Source organism: Microbacterium sp. STN6, from assembly GCF_026410545.1.
Lineage (GTDB): Bacteria > Actinomycetota > Actinomycetes > Actinomycetales > Microbacteriaceae > Root112D2.
The window spans coordinates 38368-54203 of sequence record NZ_JAPMIT010000004.1; the positions used below are offsets into that span (position 1 = coordinate 38368).

At 67.8% G+C, this 15836-nt stretch carries 17 protein-coding genes; 12 read left to right on the top strand and 5 right to left on the bottom strand.

Annotation, left to right across the window (positions count from 1 at the left end):
* Nucleotides 1-2: 2 nt before the first annotated feature.
* The gene (locus OSC27_RS12355; RefSeq protein ID WP_267181776.1) at nucleotides 3-623 is read right to left on the bottom strand and encodes a biotin transporter BioY; all 621 of its coding nucleotides are present in this window, start codon (nucleotides 621-623) and stop codon (nucleotides 3-5) included.
* Between the two features lie 93 nt (nucleotides 624-716).
* Here OSC27_RS12355 and OSC27_RS12360 point away from each other — a divergent pair, with 93 nt between their 5' ends.
* Genes OSC27_RS12360 through OSC27_RS12385 form a run of 6 tightly spaced genes read left to right on the top strand, consistent with a single transcriptional unit; the run spans nucleotide 717 to nucleotide 6345 of the window.
* Nucleotides 717-1301, top strand: a complete 585-nt coding sequence (locus tag OSC27_RS12360) for a PH domain-containing protein (RefSeq protein ID WP_416348858.1) — start codon at nucleotides 717-719, stop codon at nucleotides 1299-1301.
* A gap of 56 nt (nucleotides 1302-1357) precedes the next feature.
* Nucleotides 1358-3022 (top strand): PH domain-containing protein, encoded by a 1665-nt coding sequence (locus tag OSC27_RS12365; RefSeq protein ID WP_267181778.1) that lies wholly within the window; start codon nucleotides 1358-1360, stop codon nucleotides 3020-3022.
* Nucleotides 3019-3777 (top strand): Rossmann-like and DUF2520 domain-containing protein, encoded by a 759-nt coding sequence (locus OSC27_RS12370; RefSeq protein WP_267181779.1) that lies wholly within the window; start codon nucleotides 3019-3021, stop codon nucleotides 3775-3777. Before OSC27_RS12365 ends, OSC27_RS12370 begins: the two co-directional genes overlap by 4 nt.
* 17 nt (nucleotides 3778-3794) lie before the next feature.
* Complete coding sequence (panC, locus tag OSC27_RS12375) at nucleotides 3795-4694, top strand: pantoate--beta-alanine ligase (protein ID WP_416348864.1); 900 nt, start codon at nucleotides 3795-3797, stop codon at nucleotides 4692-4694.
* The gene (gene lysS, locus OSC27_RS12380; RefSeq protein ID WP_267181781.1) at nucleotides 4691-6205 is read left to right on the top strand and encodes a lysine--tRNA ligase; all 1515 of its coding nucleotides are present in this window, start codon (nucleotides 4691-4693) and stop codon (nucleotides 6203-6205) included. The genes panC and lysS overlap by 4 nt, the downstream gene beginning before the upstream one ends.
* 5 nt (nucleotides 6206-6210) lie before the next feature.
* Entirely contained in the window at nucleotides 6211-6345 is a 135-nt protein-coding gene (locus OSC27_RS12385) for a hypothetical protein (RefSeq protein ID WP_267181782.1), read from the top strand.
* A gap of 39 nt (nucleotides 6346-6384) precedes the next feature.
* Here the strand turns inward: OSC27_RS12385 and OSC27_RS12390 are convergent, their stop codons facing one another.
* Complete coding sequence (locus OSC27_RS12390) at nucleotides 6385-7302, bottom strand: cytochrome c oxidase assembly protein (protein WP_267181783.1); 918 nt, start codon at nucleotides 7300-7302, stop codon at nucleotides 6385-6387.
* Nucleotides 7303-7360: 58 nt separating this feature from the next.
* Between OSC27_RS12390 and OSC27_RS12395 the strand changes: the two genes are divergently transcribed.
* From OSC27_RS12395 to OSC27_RS12405, 3 genes are all read left to right on the top strand, one after another.
* A complete protein-coding gene (locus OSC27_RS12395) occupies nucleotides 7361-7540 on the top strand; it encodes a hypothetical protein (RefSeq protein ID WP_267181784.1) in 180 nt (59 codons plus the stop codon).
* Between the two features lie 70 nt (nucleotides 7541-7610).
* On the top strand, nucleotides 7611-9074 hold the full coding sequence (gene cls / locus OSC27_RS12400) for a cardiolipin synthase (protein WP_267181785.1): 1464 nt from the start codon (nucleotides 7611-7613) through the stop codon (nucleotides 9072-9074).
* Between the two features lie 86 nt (nucleotides 9075-9160).
* On the top strand, nucleotides 9161-9604 hold the full coding sequence (locus OSC27_RS12405) for a hypothetical protein (protein WP_267181786.1): 444 nt from the start codon (nucleotides 9161-9163) through the stop codon (nucleotides 9602-9604).
* A gap of 3 nt (nucleotides 9605-9607) precedes the next feature.
* Here OSC27_RS12405 and OSC27_RS12410 read toward each other — a convergent pair whose 3' ends face one another.
* From OSC27_RS12410 to OSC27_RS12420, 3 genes are read right to left on the bottom strand one after another with little or no spacing between them, the layout of a single operon-like run.
* Nucleotides 9608-9865, bottom strand: a complete 258-nt coding sequence (locus OSC27_RS12410) for a helix-turn-helix domain-containing protein (RefSeq protein WP_267181787.1) — start codon at nucleotides 9863-9865, stop codon at nucleotides 9608-9610.
* The gene (locus tag OSC27_RS12415; RefSeq protein WP_267181788.1) at nucleotides 9862-10659 is read right to left on the bottom strand and encodes a hypothetical protein; all 798 of its coding nucleotides are present in this window, start codon (nucleotides 10657-10659) and stop codon (nucleotides 9862-9864) included. Before OSC27_RS12415 ends, OSC27_RS12410 begins: the two co-directional genes overlap by 4 nt.
* Nucleotides 10659-11339, bottom strand: coding sequence for a hypothetical protein (locus OSC27_RS12420; RefSeq protein WP_267181789.1), 681 nt, complete (start codon nucleotides 11337-11339; stop codon nucleotides 10659-10661). The genes OSC27_RS12415 and OSC27_RS12420 overlap by 1 nt, the downstream gene beginning before the upstream one ends.
* 320 nt (nucleotides 11340-11659) lie before the next feature.
* On the opposite strand from OSC27_RS12420, the gene OSC27_RS12425 reads away from it, so the two are divergent.
* From OSC27_RS12425 to OSC27_RS12435, 3 genes are all read left to right on the top strand, one after another.
* A complete protein-coding gene (locus tag OSC27_RS12425) occupies nucleotides 11660-14185 on the top strand; it encodes an ATP-dependent Clp protease ATP-binding subunit (RefSeq protein ID WP_267181790.1) in 2526 nt (841 codons plus the stop codon).
* 323 nt (nucleotides 14186-14508) lie between these two features.
* Nucleotides 14509-15021 carry an amino-acid N-acetyltransferase gene (locus OSC27_RS12430; RefSeq protein WP_416348859.1) on the top strand — a complete coding sequence of 171 codons (513 nt, stop codon included), beginning with the start codon at nucleotides 14509-14511 and terminating at the stop codon, nucleotides 15019-15021.
* Nucleotides 15022-15136: 115 nt separating this feature from the next.
* Nucleotides 15137-15787, top strand: coding sequence for a hypothetical protein (locus OSC27_RS12435; protein WP_267181791.1), 651 nt, complete (start codon nucleotides 15137-15139; stop codon nucleotides 15785-15787).
* Nucleotides 15788-15836 lie beyond the last annotated feature (49 nt).

A 15836-nucleotide genomic window follows, 5' to 3' on the forward strand; every position in this document is an offset into this window, starting at 1 on the left:
GGCTACTTCTTCGAGCTGTGCTCGTCGACCGCACGCACCAGGCGCCATGCGGCGGGCAGCACCGAAGCGGCGATGGCCCACTTCACGACGCCGCCGAGAATGAACGGGTAGACGCCGAGCGCCAGCACGGTGCCAATGTCGTTCGGGATGCCGAGGGTGCCGAGAATGAAGGCCATGTAGGGCACTCCGAAGAGGAACGGCACCAGGCTCGCGCCGAGGAAGCCGAGGCCGGAGAGCAGCGGGTGGCGGTCCCAGCGGCGCTCGGAGAGCCAGCCGATGAGGGCGGCCGCGAAGACGAAGCCGATGATGAAGCCGAAGCTGGGCGTGGCGACCGCCGCGATGGAACCGGCACCGCCGGCGAAGATGGGCAGGCCGGCGAGGCCGAGTACGAGGTAGAGCATCATCGAGCTGGCGCCGCGCCACGAGCCGAGCGCCGCGCCCACGAGCATGACGCCGAGCGTCTGGCCCGTGATCGGCACCGGCCACATGGGCACCTCGACCTGGGCGAGCGCAGCGACGATCGCCGTTCCCGAGACGATCAGCAGCGCGTTGTTGACGGCACTGCGCGGAATGACACGGTCGGCCAGTGTCGGGCGGGAGAGTGCGATGGTCGTGGAAGACATGGAACCCCTTGCTCCTGTGGACCGAGCGGACTCTCCGCTCGCACTATTCAGATTAGAGCCACTTCGCCCCCGTGTCTTTTGCACAGCGTCGACATGGGTCGCCCCGATCTCCTGTGCGATGTGTACAGGCGGGCGCCCCGGCTACCATGGAGCAGGGCGCGAAGCCGGCGCCCATCCGCTCATCCCGGGGGTACCGTGTCGCGACGACTCGACGTGCAGGCCGAATGGCATCGCGTCTCGCCCAAGTACGTGCTTGTCGTGCTCGTGAGTTCCCTGGTCTCTGGCGTCGTCGCCGGGGCCATCGCCGCGGTGATCTGGCTCATCATGCAGGTCTCGTGGGGCTGGCTGCTGCTCGTCGCGGTGGGCATCGTGACCGTCGTGACGCTCATCGTGGCGCCGCGCCGCGCACGGTCGATCGGGTACGCGCTGCGCGACGACGACCTGCTCTTTCGCCGGGGCATCATGTTCCAGCGCTTCGTGGCGGTGCCGTACGGGCGCATGCAGCTCATCGACATCACGCGGGGGCCGGTCGGCCGCGCCCTGGGCCTCGCCGACCTGAAGTTCGTGACGGCGGCGGCATCGACGGCGGTCGCGATCCCCGGGCTTCCCGAAGCGGATGCCGGTGAGTTGCGCGATCGCTTGGTAGAACTCGCCGAGAGCCGCCGGGCGGGGCTGTGAGCGTACCGCTGGGCGGAGCGGATCCCGGCTCGGCAGCGCCGGGGACGAGAGTGCCCGTGACAGACGCGCCTGCGGTCGCCCGCATGGCTGACGGCGAGTGGCACCGCCTGCATCCGCTCACCCCCCTGCTTCGCGGCGGCATCGGGCTCGTCGCCGTGCTCGGCATCGTGCTCGCCAACCTGCGCGAGCGCCTCGTCGACATGTTCCTCAGCGTGTTCGGCGTCGACGAGTCGCAGCAGGGCGGCAACGACTACGCGGGCGACCCAATCGACCAGATCTACCAGCACGGGCTCGTCGGCTGGGCGCTGCTCGCGCTCGCCGTGCTTCTCGTGCTCGCGATCGCCCTCTTCTATCTCGCCTGGCGCATGCACAGCTTCCGCATCGGCGACGACGCCGTCGAGGTGCGCAGCGGGGTCATCAACCGGCGCCACCGGAAGGCCAGGCTCGATCGCATTCAGGGCGTCAACGTCTCTCGGCCCCTCTTTCCGCGCATCTTCGGCACCGCCAAACTCGAGGTGAGCGTCGCGGGCCAGGATGCGAACGTCGAACTGGCCTATCTCGGCTCGCAGCTCGCCGACGGGCTCCGGCGCGACATTCTGCTGCGCGCATCCGGTGCAGCGGCGGCCGCCTCGGGCCAGTCGCTGCAGCCTGCCGCGCCGGGCCAGTCGCTGCAGCCTGCCGCGCCGGGCCAGTCGCAGCAGCCTGCCGCGCCGGGCCAATCGCTGCAGCCTGCCGGGCCGGCGTCCGCGCAGAACCGTGCGAGCGAACTCATCACGCGGCGCCTCAACGAGTTCGTGCGCCCCGAGCTCGACCCGGATGCCGCGCCGCCGCACTCCGTCGTCTCGATCCCGCCCGCTCGCCTCATCGGTTCCATCGTGATCAGCGAGTTCACGGTGTTCCTGCTGATCGCCGTCGGCCTGGTCGTCGCCGGTGCCTCGACCGGCCGCTACTGGCTGCTCGTCGCGGTGCTGCCCGGCGTCATCGGTTCGGCCAGCTTCTACCTGCGGCGCTTCACCCGGTCGATCAACTACAGCATCGCGGGCACGCCGGACGGCGTGCGCGTCGGCTTCGGCATGCTCTCGACGAGCAACGAGACGCTGCCTCCCGGTCGCATCCACGCGCTCGAGGTGATGCAGCCGCTCCTGTGGCGGCCGTTCGGCTGGTGGCAGATCCGCATCGATACGGCTGGCAAGTCGAAGCAGAAGGGCGCGGCCGGGCAGCCGAACACGACCATGCTGCCCGTTGGCAACGCCGACGACGTCGCGCGCGTGCTCGCGCTGGCGCTGTCGGCATTCGCCACCGAGCAGAACCGCCTTCTGATCCAGGCAGGGATGACGGCCCGTGCCGACGCGCCCGCCCCCGGCGCCGGCCCCCTCTTCTCGGCTGCCCCGCGCTCGGCCGCCGTGCTGCGACCCTTCTCGTGGCGGCGAACCGGCTACCGCATCGCCGACGGCATCGTGCTGCTGCGCACGGGGGCCGTCTGGCGCCGGCTCGTCATCGTGCCCCTCGCGCGCCTGCAGAGCGTCGAGGTGCGTCAGGGGCCGCTGCGTCGCTCGCTGCACCTTGCGCAGGCGCGCCTGCATACGGTCTACGGCCCGGTTGCCACGAGCCTGCCGGTGATCGCGGACAGCGACGCGTTCCCCTTCTTCACCGCGGTCGCCGATGGAGCGATCGACGCCGCGGAGAGCGACCGCAGCCATCGCTGGAACACCCCGGCATGATCGCTGAACGTTCCGGCCGCCTCGGCGTCGGCATCATCGGGGCAGGGCACGTCGGCCCGGTCATCGGCGCGGCGCTCGCCGGCGCCGGGCACGCCGTCGTCGGCATCTCCGCCGTCTCCGAGCGCAGCCGGGAGCGCGCCGAGGCGATGCTGCCGGCTGTGCCCATTCTCGAGATCCCGCAGGTCATCGAGCGCAGCGAGCTGGTGATCCTCGCGGTTCCCGCGAGCGAACTGGCCGAGCTCGTCGCCGGTCTCGCCTCCGCGGGCGTGTGGCAGGCGGGCCAGCTCGTGTTGCACACGGCCGCCGAGTTCGGCGTGGATGTGCTCGCGCCGGCGCTCGCCGCCGGCGCCATCCCGCTCGCCGTGCACCCGGCCATGGCCTTCAGCGGAACCAGCATGGATATCGGCCGCCTCACCGAGACATATTTTGCCGTGACCGCACCGGCGCCCGTGCTGCCGATCGGCCAGGCACTCGTCGTGGAGATGGGGGGCGAGCCGGTCGTGATCGCCGAGGCCGATCGGCCCGCCTACGCCGAGGCGATCTCGACGGCGACCGCGTTCTCGCGCTCGATCGTGGGGCAAGCGGCCGAGATCCTCTCGCGGATCGGCGTGGAGAACCCGGGCGGATACCTCGGCTCGCTCGTGCGCTCGGCCGTCGATGAGGCGTTGCGTCACGTCTCGCCCGAGCAGCCGCTGCTGCCCGGGTTCGAGATGGAGCTCGGCGACGGCGAGGATGAGGGAGAGGAGCGGCCGTGAGCGAAGCGGGCCTGGGGATGGAACAGCCCCATGAAGGCGGAAGCCGCCGGCCGATCGTGCTCAACACGATCGCAGACGTGCGCCGTGCCGTGGCCGACCAGCGCGGGCGAGGTCGCACGCTCGCGCTCGTGCCGACGATGGGTGCGCTGCACGATGGCCATCGTGCGCTCGCGGAACGGGCGGGTCAGCTGGCCGACGTCGTCGTCGTCTCGATCTTCGTCAACCCCCTGCAGTTCGGGCCGAACGAAGACCTCGATCGCTACCCGCGCACCCTCGACGCCGACGTCGCGGCTCTCACCGGGCTCGCCGATCTCGTCTTCGCGCCGAGCGTGGCCGAGATGTACCCCGACGGGCCCTCATCCACCCGCGTCGCCGCCGGAACGGTTGCGTCGCAGTACGAAGGTGCGGCCCGCCCCGGCCACTTCGACGGCATGCTCACGGTCGTCAGCAAGCTTTTCGGAATCGTGCAGCCCGATGTGGCCCTGTTCGGGCAGAAGGATGCGCAGCAGGCATTTCTCGTCGAACGCATGGTGCGCGAGCTCAACATGCCGCTGCGCATCGAGGTTGCGCCGATCGTGCGTGAGGCGGATGGGCTGGCGCTCTCGAGCCGCAACCGGTACCTCGGTGGTGGGGAGCGTGCGGCCGCGGTCGTGCTCTCGCGCGCGGTGGCGGCAGCGGCATCCGCTTCGTTGCTCGGCCCGGAGGACGCGAGGCAGGCGGCTCTCGACGTGATGCACGCCGAGCCAGCCGTTAAGCTGGACTATCTCGTTGTCGTCGATCCGGCGACCTTCCAGGCGGTCGGTGCCGACCATCGCGGTGCGGCCCTTGTGCTTGTGGCGGCGCGGGTCGGCGAAACCCGGCTGATCGACAACGGGCGCATCACCTTCCCCGATCGAGAAGACCGAAAGACGTCATGACCGACAGCACTGAAGAGAACGTCGAGCCGAGCGCCGAGGAGATCAGCCAGCAGAAGGCTGTGCGGCTCGCGAAGCGGGAGCGGCTGATCGAGGCGAGCGCGAGCCCCGCAGGCGGCGCGTACCCGGTCACCCTGCCGATCACCGACTCGATCCCGTCTCTTCGCCGTCGCTTCGCCGACCTCGAGGCCGACGCGAAGACCGGCGTCGTCGTCGGCATCGCGGCTCGCGTGGTGCACGCGCGCAACACGGGCAAGCTGTGCTTCGCGAGCCTGCAGGCCGGTGACGGCAGCCGTATTCAAGCGATGGTGTCGCTCGCCGAGGTCGGCGAGGAGTCGCTCGCCGAGTGGAAGGAACTCGTCGACCTGGGCGACCACGTGTTCGTGAAGGGCGAGGTCATCTCGAGCCGACGCGGCGAGCTCTCGATCATGGTGAGCGAGTGGCAGATCGCCTCCAAGGCCCTGCTGCCGCTGCCCAACCTGCACAACGAGCTCAACGAGGAGACCCGGGTTCGCAGCCGCTACCTCGATCTCATCGCCCGCGAGCAGGCGCGCACGAACGTGCTCGACCGAGCCAAGGTCGTCTCGAGCCTGCGCCAGACGTTCGCCGAGCGAGGCTTCGTCGAGGTGGAGACCCCGATGCTCCAGGTGGTGCACGGCGGGGCATCCGCTCGGCCCTTCGTGACACACTCGAACGCCTTCGACACTGAGCTCTACCTGCGCATCGCCCCCGAGCTCTTCCTCAAGCGCGCGGTCGTCGGCGGTATCGAGAAGGTCTACGAGATCAACCGCAACTTCCGCAATGAGGGTGCAGACTCCACGCACTCGCCCGAATTCGCCATGCTCGAGCTCTACCAGGCGTACGCCGACTACAACGTGATGGCCGACCTCACGCAGACCATGATCCAGAACGCCGCGCAGGCGATCTCTGGCGGCCATAGCGTGACCTGGGCCGACGGCACCCGGTACGACCTCGGCGGCGAGTGGGACCGGATCAGCATGTACGAGAGCCTGTCAGAGGCCAGCGGGCGAGAGGTCACGCCCGAGACATCCGTGGAAGACCTGCGTGCAATGGCCGCGGGGGAGGGGCTCGAGGTCACCCACCCGACCCACGGCAAGTTCGTCGAGGAGCTGTGGGAGCACTTCGTGAAGGGCGCCCTCGAGCGGCCCACGTTCGTGCGAGACTTCCCCGTCGAGACGAGCCCGCTCGTGCGCGCACACCGCAGCATCGCGGGCGTGGTTGAGAAGTGGGACCTCTACGTTCGCGGCTTCGAGCTGGCCACCGGCTACTCCGAGCTCGTCGACCCTGTGGTGCAGCGCGAGCGTTTCGTCGAGCAGGCGAAGCTCGCGGCCCGCGGCGACGAGGAGGCCATGCGCCTCGACGAGGAGTTCCTGCGCGCCCTCGAGTTCGGCATGCCGCCCACGGGCGGAATGGGCATGGGCATCGACCGCCTGCTCATGGCGCTGACCGGCCTCGGAATCCGCGAGACCATCCTGTTCCCCCTGGTGAAATGAGCGACATGAGCGACAACAAGCTGCCCGGCGACGACGACAAAGGCGGCCCCTCGAAGGCGCGCGTCACCATCTGGATCGTCGTCGCGGCAATCGCCCTCTACTTCATCGGCACCGGCCTCTACGGCATCCTCACGAAGTAGCGTCATCCGCAACCTCACGAAGTAGCGTCATCCGCTTCCTCACGAAGTAGCGTCATCCGCTTCGCTGTCCTCAGACGCGGATGCCGCCTGCACCATGTTCATGCGGCGCAGGTGCTGCTGCATGAGGGCATCCATCTGCTCATCGCTCAGGTCGTCCATGGCTTTCGCCTCGTGGCGGTCGGTTCGCATCCAGCGCATGAGAAGAATGATGAGCACCGGAACGTCGGTGACCTCGGCGATGAGCCAGAGCAGGTCGCCCGAGAGCTGCTGATCGCGTAGCGGATTCGGGAACCAGCCCGGGAACGCGCCGACGAGCGCGGGCGCATGGTCGAGCACGTGCGTGTTGAGGCGAAGCAGGATGGCGGGAATCGCATCCATGATGAGCTCGACGAACGCGAGCATGAACTCGATCGTGATGAAGAAGCTGGTGCGCATCATGCTCTGCTCAATGATGGGCAGCACCATCAGCAGTCCGAGCAGCGGGACGAGAAGCGTGATCGTCCACTCGCTCCAGAGGTTGTCGCGCAGCACGTAGGCGACGGGAGTGAGGAAGAGCAGGAACGCGCTGAGAGCGAAGAGCGGTGCGAACACGGCGTTGCCCATGAGGCGCACGGGCCACGAGTTCAGCACGCGGTCCAGGGTGCGAAGAGGCAGCCCGCTCAGAGCGGCACGAGCGAGGGTCACCGGCTTGCCGAGCACAATGAGCGACGGCACCACGAACAGCAGCAGGGCGACGCGGGTCGTGAAGGCCCAGCGAAGGTCGTGGCTCCAGGCGCCGAGGAACCCGAACGAGATCCACGCATACGAGCCCAGGCCGAGGGCGAAGAAGGCAAGGATGCGCAGCGCTCCCCAGCGCACTCCGGCCCGTCGTGCGGCGACGACCCCCGCAGTGTAGAGCCCCGCGGCGAGGATGATGGCGACGAGCGCGACCGGATCAAGGCGCCAGGTCGTGAGCAAAGTCAGGATGTCAGGCGTGGGGTCTCCCTTCAGGTGCGGGCGCTACGATTGTCACACTATGGACGGTGTGTGGGCTGGGATTGTGTGGTCGCTTGCGCCGACCGTGCTGGTCGGGCTGATCTTCTGGGTGATCCTGCGCGCCGTCGTGCGCGCCGATCGCTCGGAGCGCCGGGCGTACGCTCGCCTCGAGGCCGAGGAGCGCGCGCGGCGCGGAATGCCGCCGAAGACCGCGCGCTGAGCCTTCCTGCCGGTGTCACCCCGACCGGCTACGGTAGCGAAGAGGCCACAGAGCGGATCGGGGGTGCGCCATGAGCGCCGCGCTGATCAGCGAACTCATCGTCATCTTCGCGCTCGTCGTCGACTTCATCATTCGTGTGGTCGCCATCATCGTCGTGCCACGAAACCGGCGACCGACATCCGCTACTGCCTGGCTGCTCGCCATCTTCTTCATCCCGTACCTGGGCGTGCTGTTCTTTCTGCTTATCGGCAGCTACAAGCTGCCCAAGCGGCGTCGAGACAAGCAGGAGGAGATCAACCGGTTCATTCTGGAGAGCACCGAGGGCATGGACAGGGTGACTCGCGAGCATCCGTGGCCCGCGTGGCTCGACTCGGTCGTCGAGCTCAATCGCAACCTCGGCGCCATGCCGCTGGTCGGCGGCAACCGTGCCCAGCTGATCGGGGCATACCAGGGCTCACTCGATGCCATGATCGTCGAGATCGAGCATGCGAAGCGGTACGTGCACGTCGAGTTCTACATTCTCGCGCTCGACACGACGACGGCGCCGTTCTTCGACGCGCTGGAGGCGGCGGCCCGACGCGGCGTGGTCGTGCGCGTGCTGCTCGACCACATCGCCTCGCGCCGGGCGAAGGGGTATCGCAGGATGATCCGCAGGCTCGAGGGCATGCCGGTCGAGTGGCATCTGATGCTGCCCGTGCAGCCGCTTCGCGGCAAGTACCAGCGGCCCGACCTGCGCAATCACCGCAAGCTTCTCGTCGTCGACGGCTCCGTCGGGTTCACGGGCTCGCAGAACGTCATCGACCGCAGCTACAACAAGCGGCGCAACCTGCGACGCGGCCTCAAGTGGAAGGAACTCGTCACCCGCGTCGAAGGGCCGGTCGTGGCCGGGCTCAACGCCATCTTCATCACGGATTGGTACATCGAGACAGACACGCTGCTCGGCCGCGAGGTCGAGATCTCGCCCGAGATCTCCGGCCCCGGCACGATCGACTGCCAGGTCGTGCCGAGCGGCCCCGGTTTTCGAGGCGAGAACAATCTGCGCCTCTTCCTCGCCCTGCTCTACTACGCGCAGGAACGCATCGTCATCACGAGCCCGTACTTCGTGCCAGACGATTCCATGCTCATGGCCATCACCACTGCGGTCGGCCGCGGCCTCACGGTCGAGCTCTTCGTCTCTGAGATCGGCGACCAGCCCATGGTCTACCACGCGCAGCGCTCGTATTACGAGGCTCTCTTGAACGCCGGCGTGCGCATCTGGATGTATAAGAAGCCCTACATTCTGCACGCCAAGCACTTCACGATCGACGACGACGTGGCCGTCATCGGCACCAGCAATATGGACATGCGTTCGTTTCAGCTCAACATGGAGCTCTCGCTCATGGTGCGCGGCCGCACGTTCGTCTCCGCGCTGCGCGAGGTCGAAGACGGCTACCGCGCCGACAGCCGCGAACTCACTCTTGAGGAGTGGCAGCAGCGCCCATTCTGGAAGACCATTCTCGACAACCTTGCCCGGCTCACGTCGGCGCTGCAGTGATGCGACTGTCGCGGATCCGCACAGACGCGACGCGCATTCGCGCCGGCATCTGCGCCACCTGCCGGTAGATTTGTCGCGTGGCGCGGGTGAGGCAGAGGGTTCGAGTTTTCGCTGCTGCGGGGGCGCTCGCGGCATCCGCTCTGCTGGTGGCGTGCACACAGCAGCCGGCGGGGCCGGTGCAGCAGTACGCCGGTGAGCCGAAGGGCGTAGAGGCGCCGGCGCGCAGTGCGGGCGGCGCCGCGTTCGCGGTCTGGTTGAAAGAGGGCGCACGGTTCGCTGTGACGCTGTACGGCAGTTCATCCTGCCCACCCACGGTCGACACGTTCGAGGTGACCGGCGGCAACGAGGTGAAGCTCACGCGCGCGAAGGTGACTCAGAAGGCGTGCACGGCCGACTATGCGCCGTTCACGAGCGTGTTCGCGACGCCGAGCGCGATTCGCATCGGGTCACCGGTGAAGATCACGGTGGCGAGCGCCGACGGCACGGGCGACCCGACGAAGATGGTGCTGCCGCCGTACGGGCACGACTAGGGCTCAGTCTTGACGCTGACGCTGACGCTGACGCTCGCTGCGGCGGGTTGTGAGCAGGTCGCCGACGTCGCAGTTAAGCGCCGCGCAGATCGCCTCGAGGGTCGAGAAGCGGATCGCCTTGGCACGATCGTTCTTCAGCACTGACAGGTTGACGATGCTGATCCCGACCTGGCGGCTCAGCTCGGTGAGGGTCATCTCGCGTTCGGCAAGCAGCTCGTCGAGGCGGCAGCGGATGCTGCTGCCGCCATCCGCTTCGGTCATACGAGCCCGTCCACGTCGCGCCGCAGTGCCCGGGCGCGCTGAATCGCCGCATCCCTCTCGTGCCGCAGCAATGTGCTGTGTCGCAGGGCGACGCCGACCGCGGCGAGGGCGAGCGCGATGGCGAGCGGCCAGAACTGTACCTGGAAGGACGAGCTCGGTCCCGGCCAGCCGATCTCGGAGATGCCCCCGGCACGCTCGCTGTCAGCGATCGACCAGCCGGTGACCTGAAGCACCTGGCGCGAGGCGCTCGCATCGCCGATGCTGTAGCAGATCTGCCAGGCGATTCCGCAAACGGCAAGCGTTCCTGACGCGAGGAACAGCGAGCGGACCACGCGGTTGCCGAGTACTCCACCGCGCAGCAGGCGCAGGCACATCGCCGCTATGGAGGCGGCGATGATCACGCCCGTGATACCGACAAGCACGTCGCCGGCCGCCAGCCAGACGCGTGAGGCGGTGTTGAGTCCGGAGACCGAGACCTCCGCGCTCGAGATGCCGCCCCCGATGACGTGTGCAGTCGGCCCGTCGGTGATGTGTACCGAGGGCTTCAGCTTCGGCCAGAATTCCTGCACAGGCAAGGCGACCGACACCGTCGGTGCGAGAAGCGTCACGAGGGCCGACCCGAGTGAGCCGATCGTCTGCAACCCCGCGTAGAGCATCGCGACGACTGTGGTGGCCCACAGGAGGCCGCGGCCCCGATTCAGTTCCGGCTGCTCGGTGAACGTCCCGCGGCGCAGAGATCGGGACATCTGCGACGGTCGCCGCACGATCGAGGTGCGGGGTGCCTTGGCGCGCATCAGACGAGCCCGTCCACGTCGAGCCGCAGTCGGGCTGCTTGTCGCGCCGAGCGGTCGCTCTCACTCTGCACACGTTCGGCGATTCGGAATGCGGCGACGACCAAGCGAAGGACAATGCCGATTGCGAACGGCCACACGTCGAGGTCTGCTGCGAACGGGAATGGTGACACCGCAGGATTCGGATTCAATTCGGCCGCAACCATCCAACCGCCGTAGCCGACGAGCGCCTGGCCCGCGATGCCACCCAGGATGAGCGCCCACGCTGAGATCGAGAGAGCGCGAGTCAGCGACGCGACGAAGGGGCGGCCCTGCCCCAGTCTGAAGCAGAGATACATGACGGATGCCGCGACCGCCATCACCGTCAGCACGGTGACGAGTATTCCGCCCGCGAGCATCAAGCGCGGCCCGGCGCTGAGGCCGGTGACGGCGAGATCAGCGGCGGAGTAGGTGCCGTTGAGGATGGCGGCCGGCCCCGAGGCGGCATCCGCTGCGACCTGCGTGGCCGCGCTGAGATGCACATGCACCTCGTCGCCGAAGGTCTCAGCGATGCGGATCGCGCCACCGCCCAACGTGGTCGCCCCCACGAGGAATGCAGCGAACGAGATAGCGGTGAGATTGCCACGGCTGGGCCATCGCGGGCGCGCGCGCTCGTCGTCGAACCCGAATGTCTTGCGCTTCATGGCCGCCCTAACGAAAATCGATAACAACGAATATCGATAAAGGTAGCGATCGGTGCGCACCCCGTCAAGCAATGCCGTCGCTGATGGAGCCCGACACGCTGACCGGCATCACGCCGAGAGTGGGTGTTCGCGACGAGACAGCATCGTGGGCCACCCACTCTCGTCGCGAAAACCCACGCTCGGCGGCCGCGCGCGGCCCACCACGCAGCAGACTCCCAGCCGGTCACGCCTACGGCGAACAGGAGCCCACTTCCCCGCATCCGCTCGTTACTCTCTTTGTAACGGCGCCATACCGGCCGGCGCCGAAGGAGTCAGACCATATGTTTGAGAGATTTACCGACCGAGCTCGTCGCGTCGTCGTTTTGGCCCAGGAAGAGGCCAAGATGCTCAACCACAACTACATCGGCACCGAGCACATTCTGCTTGGGCTGATTCACGAGGGTGAGGGTGTCGCCGCGAAGTCGCTTGAGTCTCTGGGGATCTCCCTCGACGCCGTGCGCGAGCAGGTGCAGGACATCATCGGCCAGGGGCAGCAGCAGCCGACGGGCCACATTCCGTTCACCCCGCGCGCCAAGAAGGTTCTCGAGCTGAGCCTGCGCGAGGCGCTTCAGCTCGGCCACAACTACATCGGCACCGAGCACATTCTGCTCGGTCTCATCCGCGAGGGTGAGGGCGTGGCCGCGCAGGTTCTCGTCAAGCTGGGCGCCGACCTCAACCGCGTGCGCCAGCAGGTTATCCAGTTGCTCTCCGGTTACCAGGGCAAGGAGCAGGTTCAGGTGGGCGCCAATGAGCAGTCCGGCACGAGCGCCGGCAGCCAGATCCTCGACCAGTTCGGCCGTAACCTCACCCAGGCCGCGCGCGACAACAAGCTCGACCCGGTGATCGGCCGCGAGAAGGAGATCGAGCGGGTCATGCAGATCCTCTCCCGCCGCTCCAAAAACAATCCCGTGCTGATCGGCGAGCCCGGCGTCGGCAAGACCGCCGTCGTCGAGGGGCTCGCCCAGGCGATCGTGCGCGGCGACGTGCCCGAGACGCTGAAGGACAAGCAGCTCTACACGCTCGACCTCGGCTCGCTCATCGCCGGCAGCCGTTACCGCGGTGACTTCGAGGAGCGCCTGAAGAAGGTCACCAAGGAGATCCGCACGCGCGGCGACATCATCACGTTCATCGACGAGATCCACACCCTCGTCGGTGCCGGTGCCGCCGAGGGCGCCATCGACGCGGCCTCCATCCTCAAGCCACTGCTGGCCCGCGGCGAGCTGCAGACCATCGGCGCGACCACTCTCGACGAGTACCGCAAGCACTTCGAGAAGGATGCGGCGCTGGAGCGCCGGTTCCAGCCCATCCAGGTCGCGGAGCCATCACTGCCGCACACCATCAACATTCTGAAGGGCCTGCGCGACCGCTACGAGGCGCACCACAAGGTCTCCATCACGGATGGCGCGATCGTCGCGGCCGCGAACCTCGCCGACCGCTACGTGAGCGACCGCTTCCTGCCAGACAAGGCCATCGACCTGATCGACGAGGCCGGCGCCCGCCTGCGCCTGTCGATCCTGTCGGCACCGCCGGAGCTGCGCGAGTTCGACGACAAGATCGCCGACGTGCGTGGTCGCAAGGAGGCCGCGATCGAGGAGCAGGACTTCGAGAAGGCCGCCTCCCTGCGCGACGAGGAGAAGAACCTTCTCGGTGAGCGCCTGCGCCTCGAGAAGCAGTGGCGCAGCGGCAACGTGCAGACCACGGCAGAGGTCGATGAGGGCCTGATCGCAGAGGTTCTGGCACAGGCCACCGGCATCCCCGTCTTCAAGCTCACCGAGGAGGAATCCGCTCGCCTCGTGTTCATGGAGAAGGCGCTGCACCAGCGCGTCATCGGTCAGGAAGAGGCCATCAAGGCGCTCTCCCGCACCATTCGCCGCACGCGTGCCGGCCTCAAGGACCCGCACCGCCCATCCGGTTCGTTCATCTTCGCCGGCCCCACCGGCGTCGGCAAGACCGAGCTGGCCAAGGCGCTCGCCGAGTTCCTGTTCGACGACGAGAACGCCATGATCTCGCTCGACATGAGCGAGTACGGCGAGAAGCACACCGTCTCGCGGCTGTTCGGCGCCCCTCCCGGGTTCGTCGGCTTCGAAGAGGGCGGCCAGCTCACCGAGAAGGTGCGCCGCAAGCCGTTCTCCGTCGTGCTGTTCGACGAGATCGAGAAGGCACACCCCGACATCTTCAACTCGCTGCTCCAGATTCTGGAGGAGGGCCGGTTGACCGATGGCCAGGGTCGCGTCGTCGACTTCAAGAACACCGTGATCATCATGACCACCAACCTCGGTACCAAGGACATCACCGGCGGCCCCGTCGGCTTCCAGATCGAGGGTGACTCGGCCACCGGTTACGACCGCATGCGCGGCAAGGTCAACGAGGAGCTGAAGAAGAACTTCAAGCCCGAGTTCCTGAACCGCGTCGACGAGACCATCGTGTTCCCGCAGCTCACCAAGCCCGAGCTGCTGCAGATCGTCGACCTCTTCATCAAGCGTTTGGGCGACCGGATGCTGGACCGCGACATGACGGTCGAGCTGACCACCGCCGCCAAGGAACGCCTGATCGACGTGGGCTTCGACCCGTCGCTCGGTGCGCGCCCGCTACGCCGTGCCGTGCAGCGCGAGGTCGAGGATCTGCTGAGCGAGAAGATTCTGCAGGGCGAGCTCAACGCCGGGGATCACGTTCACGTGGACTTCGTCGACGGAAAGTTCGTGTTCACGACCACGCCTCGCGAGGAGCCGGTCGCTGCCGGTATCGGCGCGGGCGCCATCGGTGCCGGGCCCGCGACAGCCGACCACATCGCCGCCTCGAGCGAGTAGGCGGGGAGCCTCCCGAGAAGCGTGAGCGGGCTGAGGAGCGCGTAGCGCGTCTCGAAGCCCAGCGGGTCGGGCCATATCGTGGGTTTCCTTCAGCGGAACCCCACATATGGCCCGACCCGTTCGTGTGCCCAGAGCGCAACTTCATTGGGTCGGGCCGAATCGTGGGTGATACGACCGAACACCCGCGATTCGGCCCGACACAGTGCGTGTCGGGTCCAGTGGGTGTCGGGTCCAGTGGGTGTCGGGTCCAGTGGGTGTCGTGTCCAGCGAGTGTCGGGCGCATCGGGAGAGGGCGCTGCGCCCGCATCCCTAGACTGAATGGCGTGAGTGAACCCGCATTCCGCACCCGCCGCGCGCGCACAAGCGACGTGCCCGCCATCCAGGCACTCGTCGAACCGCTCGTGCAGCGCCGCATTCTGCTCGGCAAAGACCTCGTCGTGGTCTACGAGGCGGTGCAGGAGTTTCGCGTGGCGGTCGACGCGAACGACACCCTCATCGGCTGCGGCGCCCTGCACGTCATGTGGCAGGACCTCGCCGAGGTGCGCACCCTCGCCGTCGCGCCCGAGTGGCTCGGCAAGGGGGTGGGCCACGCCCTGCTGACCACGCTCGAGCAGACCGCGCTCGAGTTGGGCCTCAGCCGGCTCTTCTGCCTCACCTTCGAGGTGCCGTTCTTCGAGCGCAACGGCTTCGTCGACATGGGCGACGAGACCGTCGACCCCGAGGTGTACTACGAGCTGCTGCGGTCGCACGACGAGGGCGTTGCCGAGTTCCTTGACCTCGCGCGGGTGAAGCCGAACACGCTCGGCAACACGCGCATGCTGAAGCGGCTGGGGTAGGGCAAGCGTCGCGGGTTTCGAGACGCGGACTTCGGCCGCTCCTCAACCTGCTGGGGTAGGGCGGCACGCAGCGCGCCTGCGCGGGGCGGCCGCATCCGCTGGCTAATCTTGTGGCATGTCGACCTTGAAGCACCCGGTCGGCCCGCAATCGGGCAGGGTGTACTGGCGCAGACGGGCGGCCGTTCTGATCGGCCTGCTCGCGGTGATCGTCGTGGTGGTGCTCATCATCGTGCGTCCCGGCGCGGGCAACGGCGAGCCGGCCAAGACGCCGCCGGCGACCACGACGGGGGCGAGCAACTCCTCCACACCGAACGCGCAGTCCGATAGCACCACCATTCCGACCGACGCGACGACGGCAGACGGTGCGGCGTGCAAGGCTGCGAACATTGCGCTCGAAGCGAAGACGGATGCGACGAGTTACGCCTCCGGCCGGCATCCGCTGCTGTCACTGAGCCTGACCAACACGGGCGCCAAGGCGTGCCGCATCGACGCCGGGACCGACAATCAGGTGTACACGATCACGAGCGGCACCGAGCAGTACTGGGTCTCGACCGACTGCCAGAAGGATTCGACCAAGACCGAGATTCTGCTGGCCCCGCACAAGACGGTCACGTCGCAGCCGTTCGAGTGGGATCGCACCCGCAGCGACCCGAAGACGTGCGACGCGGACCGGCCCGCGGTACCGGCGGGCGGCGCCTCGTACCACCTGAAGGTGAAGCTGGGCGACGTCGCATCGACGACCACGAAGCAGTTCCTGCTGTACTGACTCGGCGGCGGCAGCAGCCGCGCGGCGGCAGCGGCCGCGCAGCGGCAGC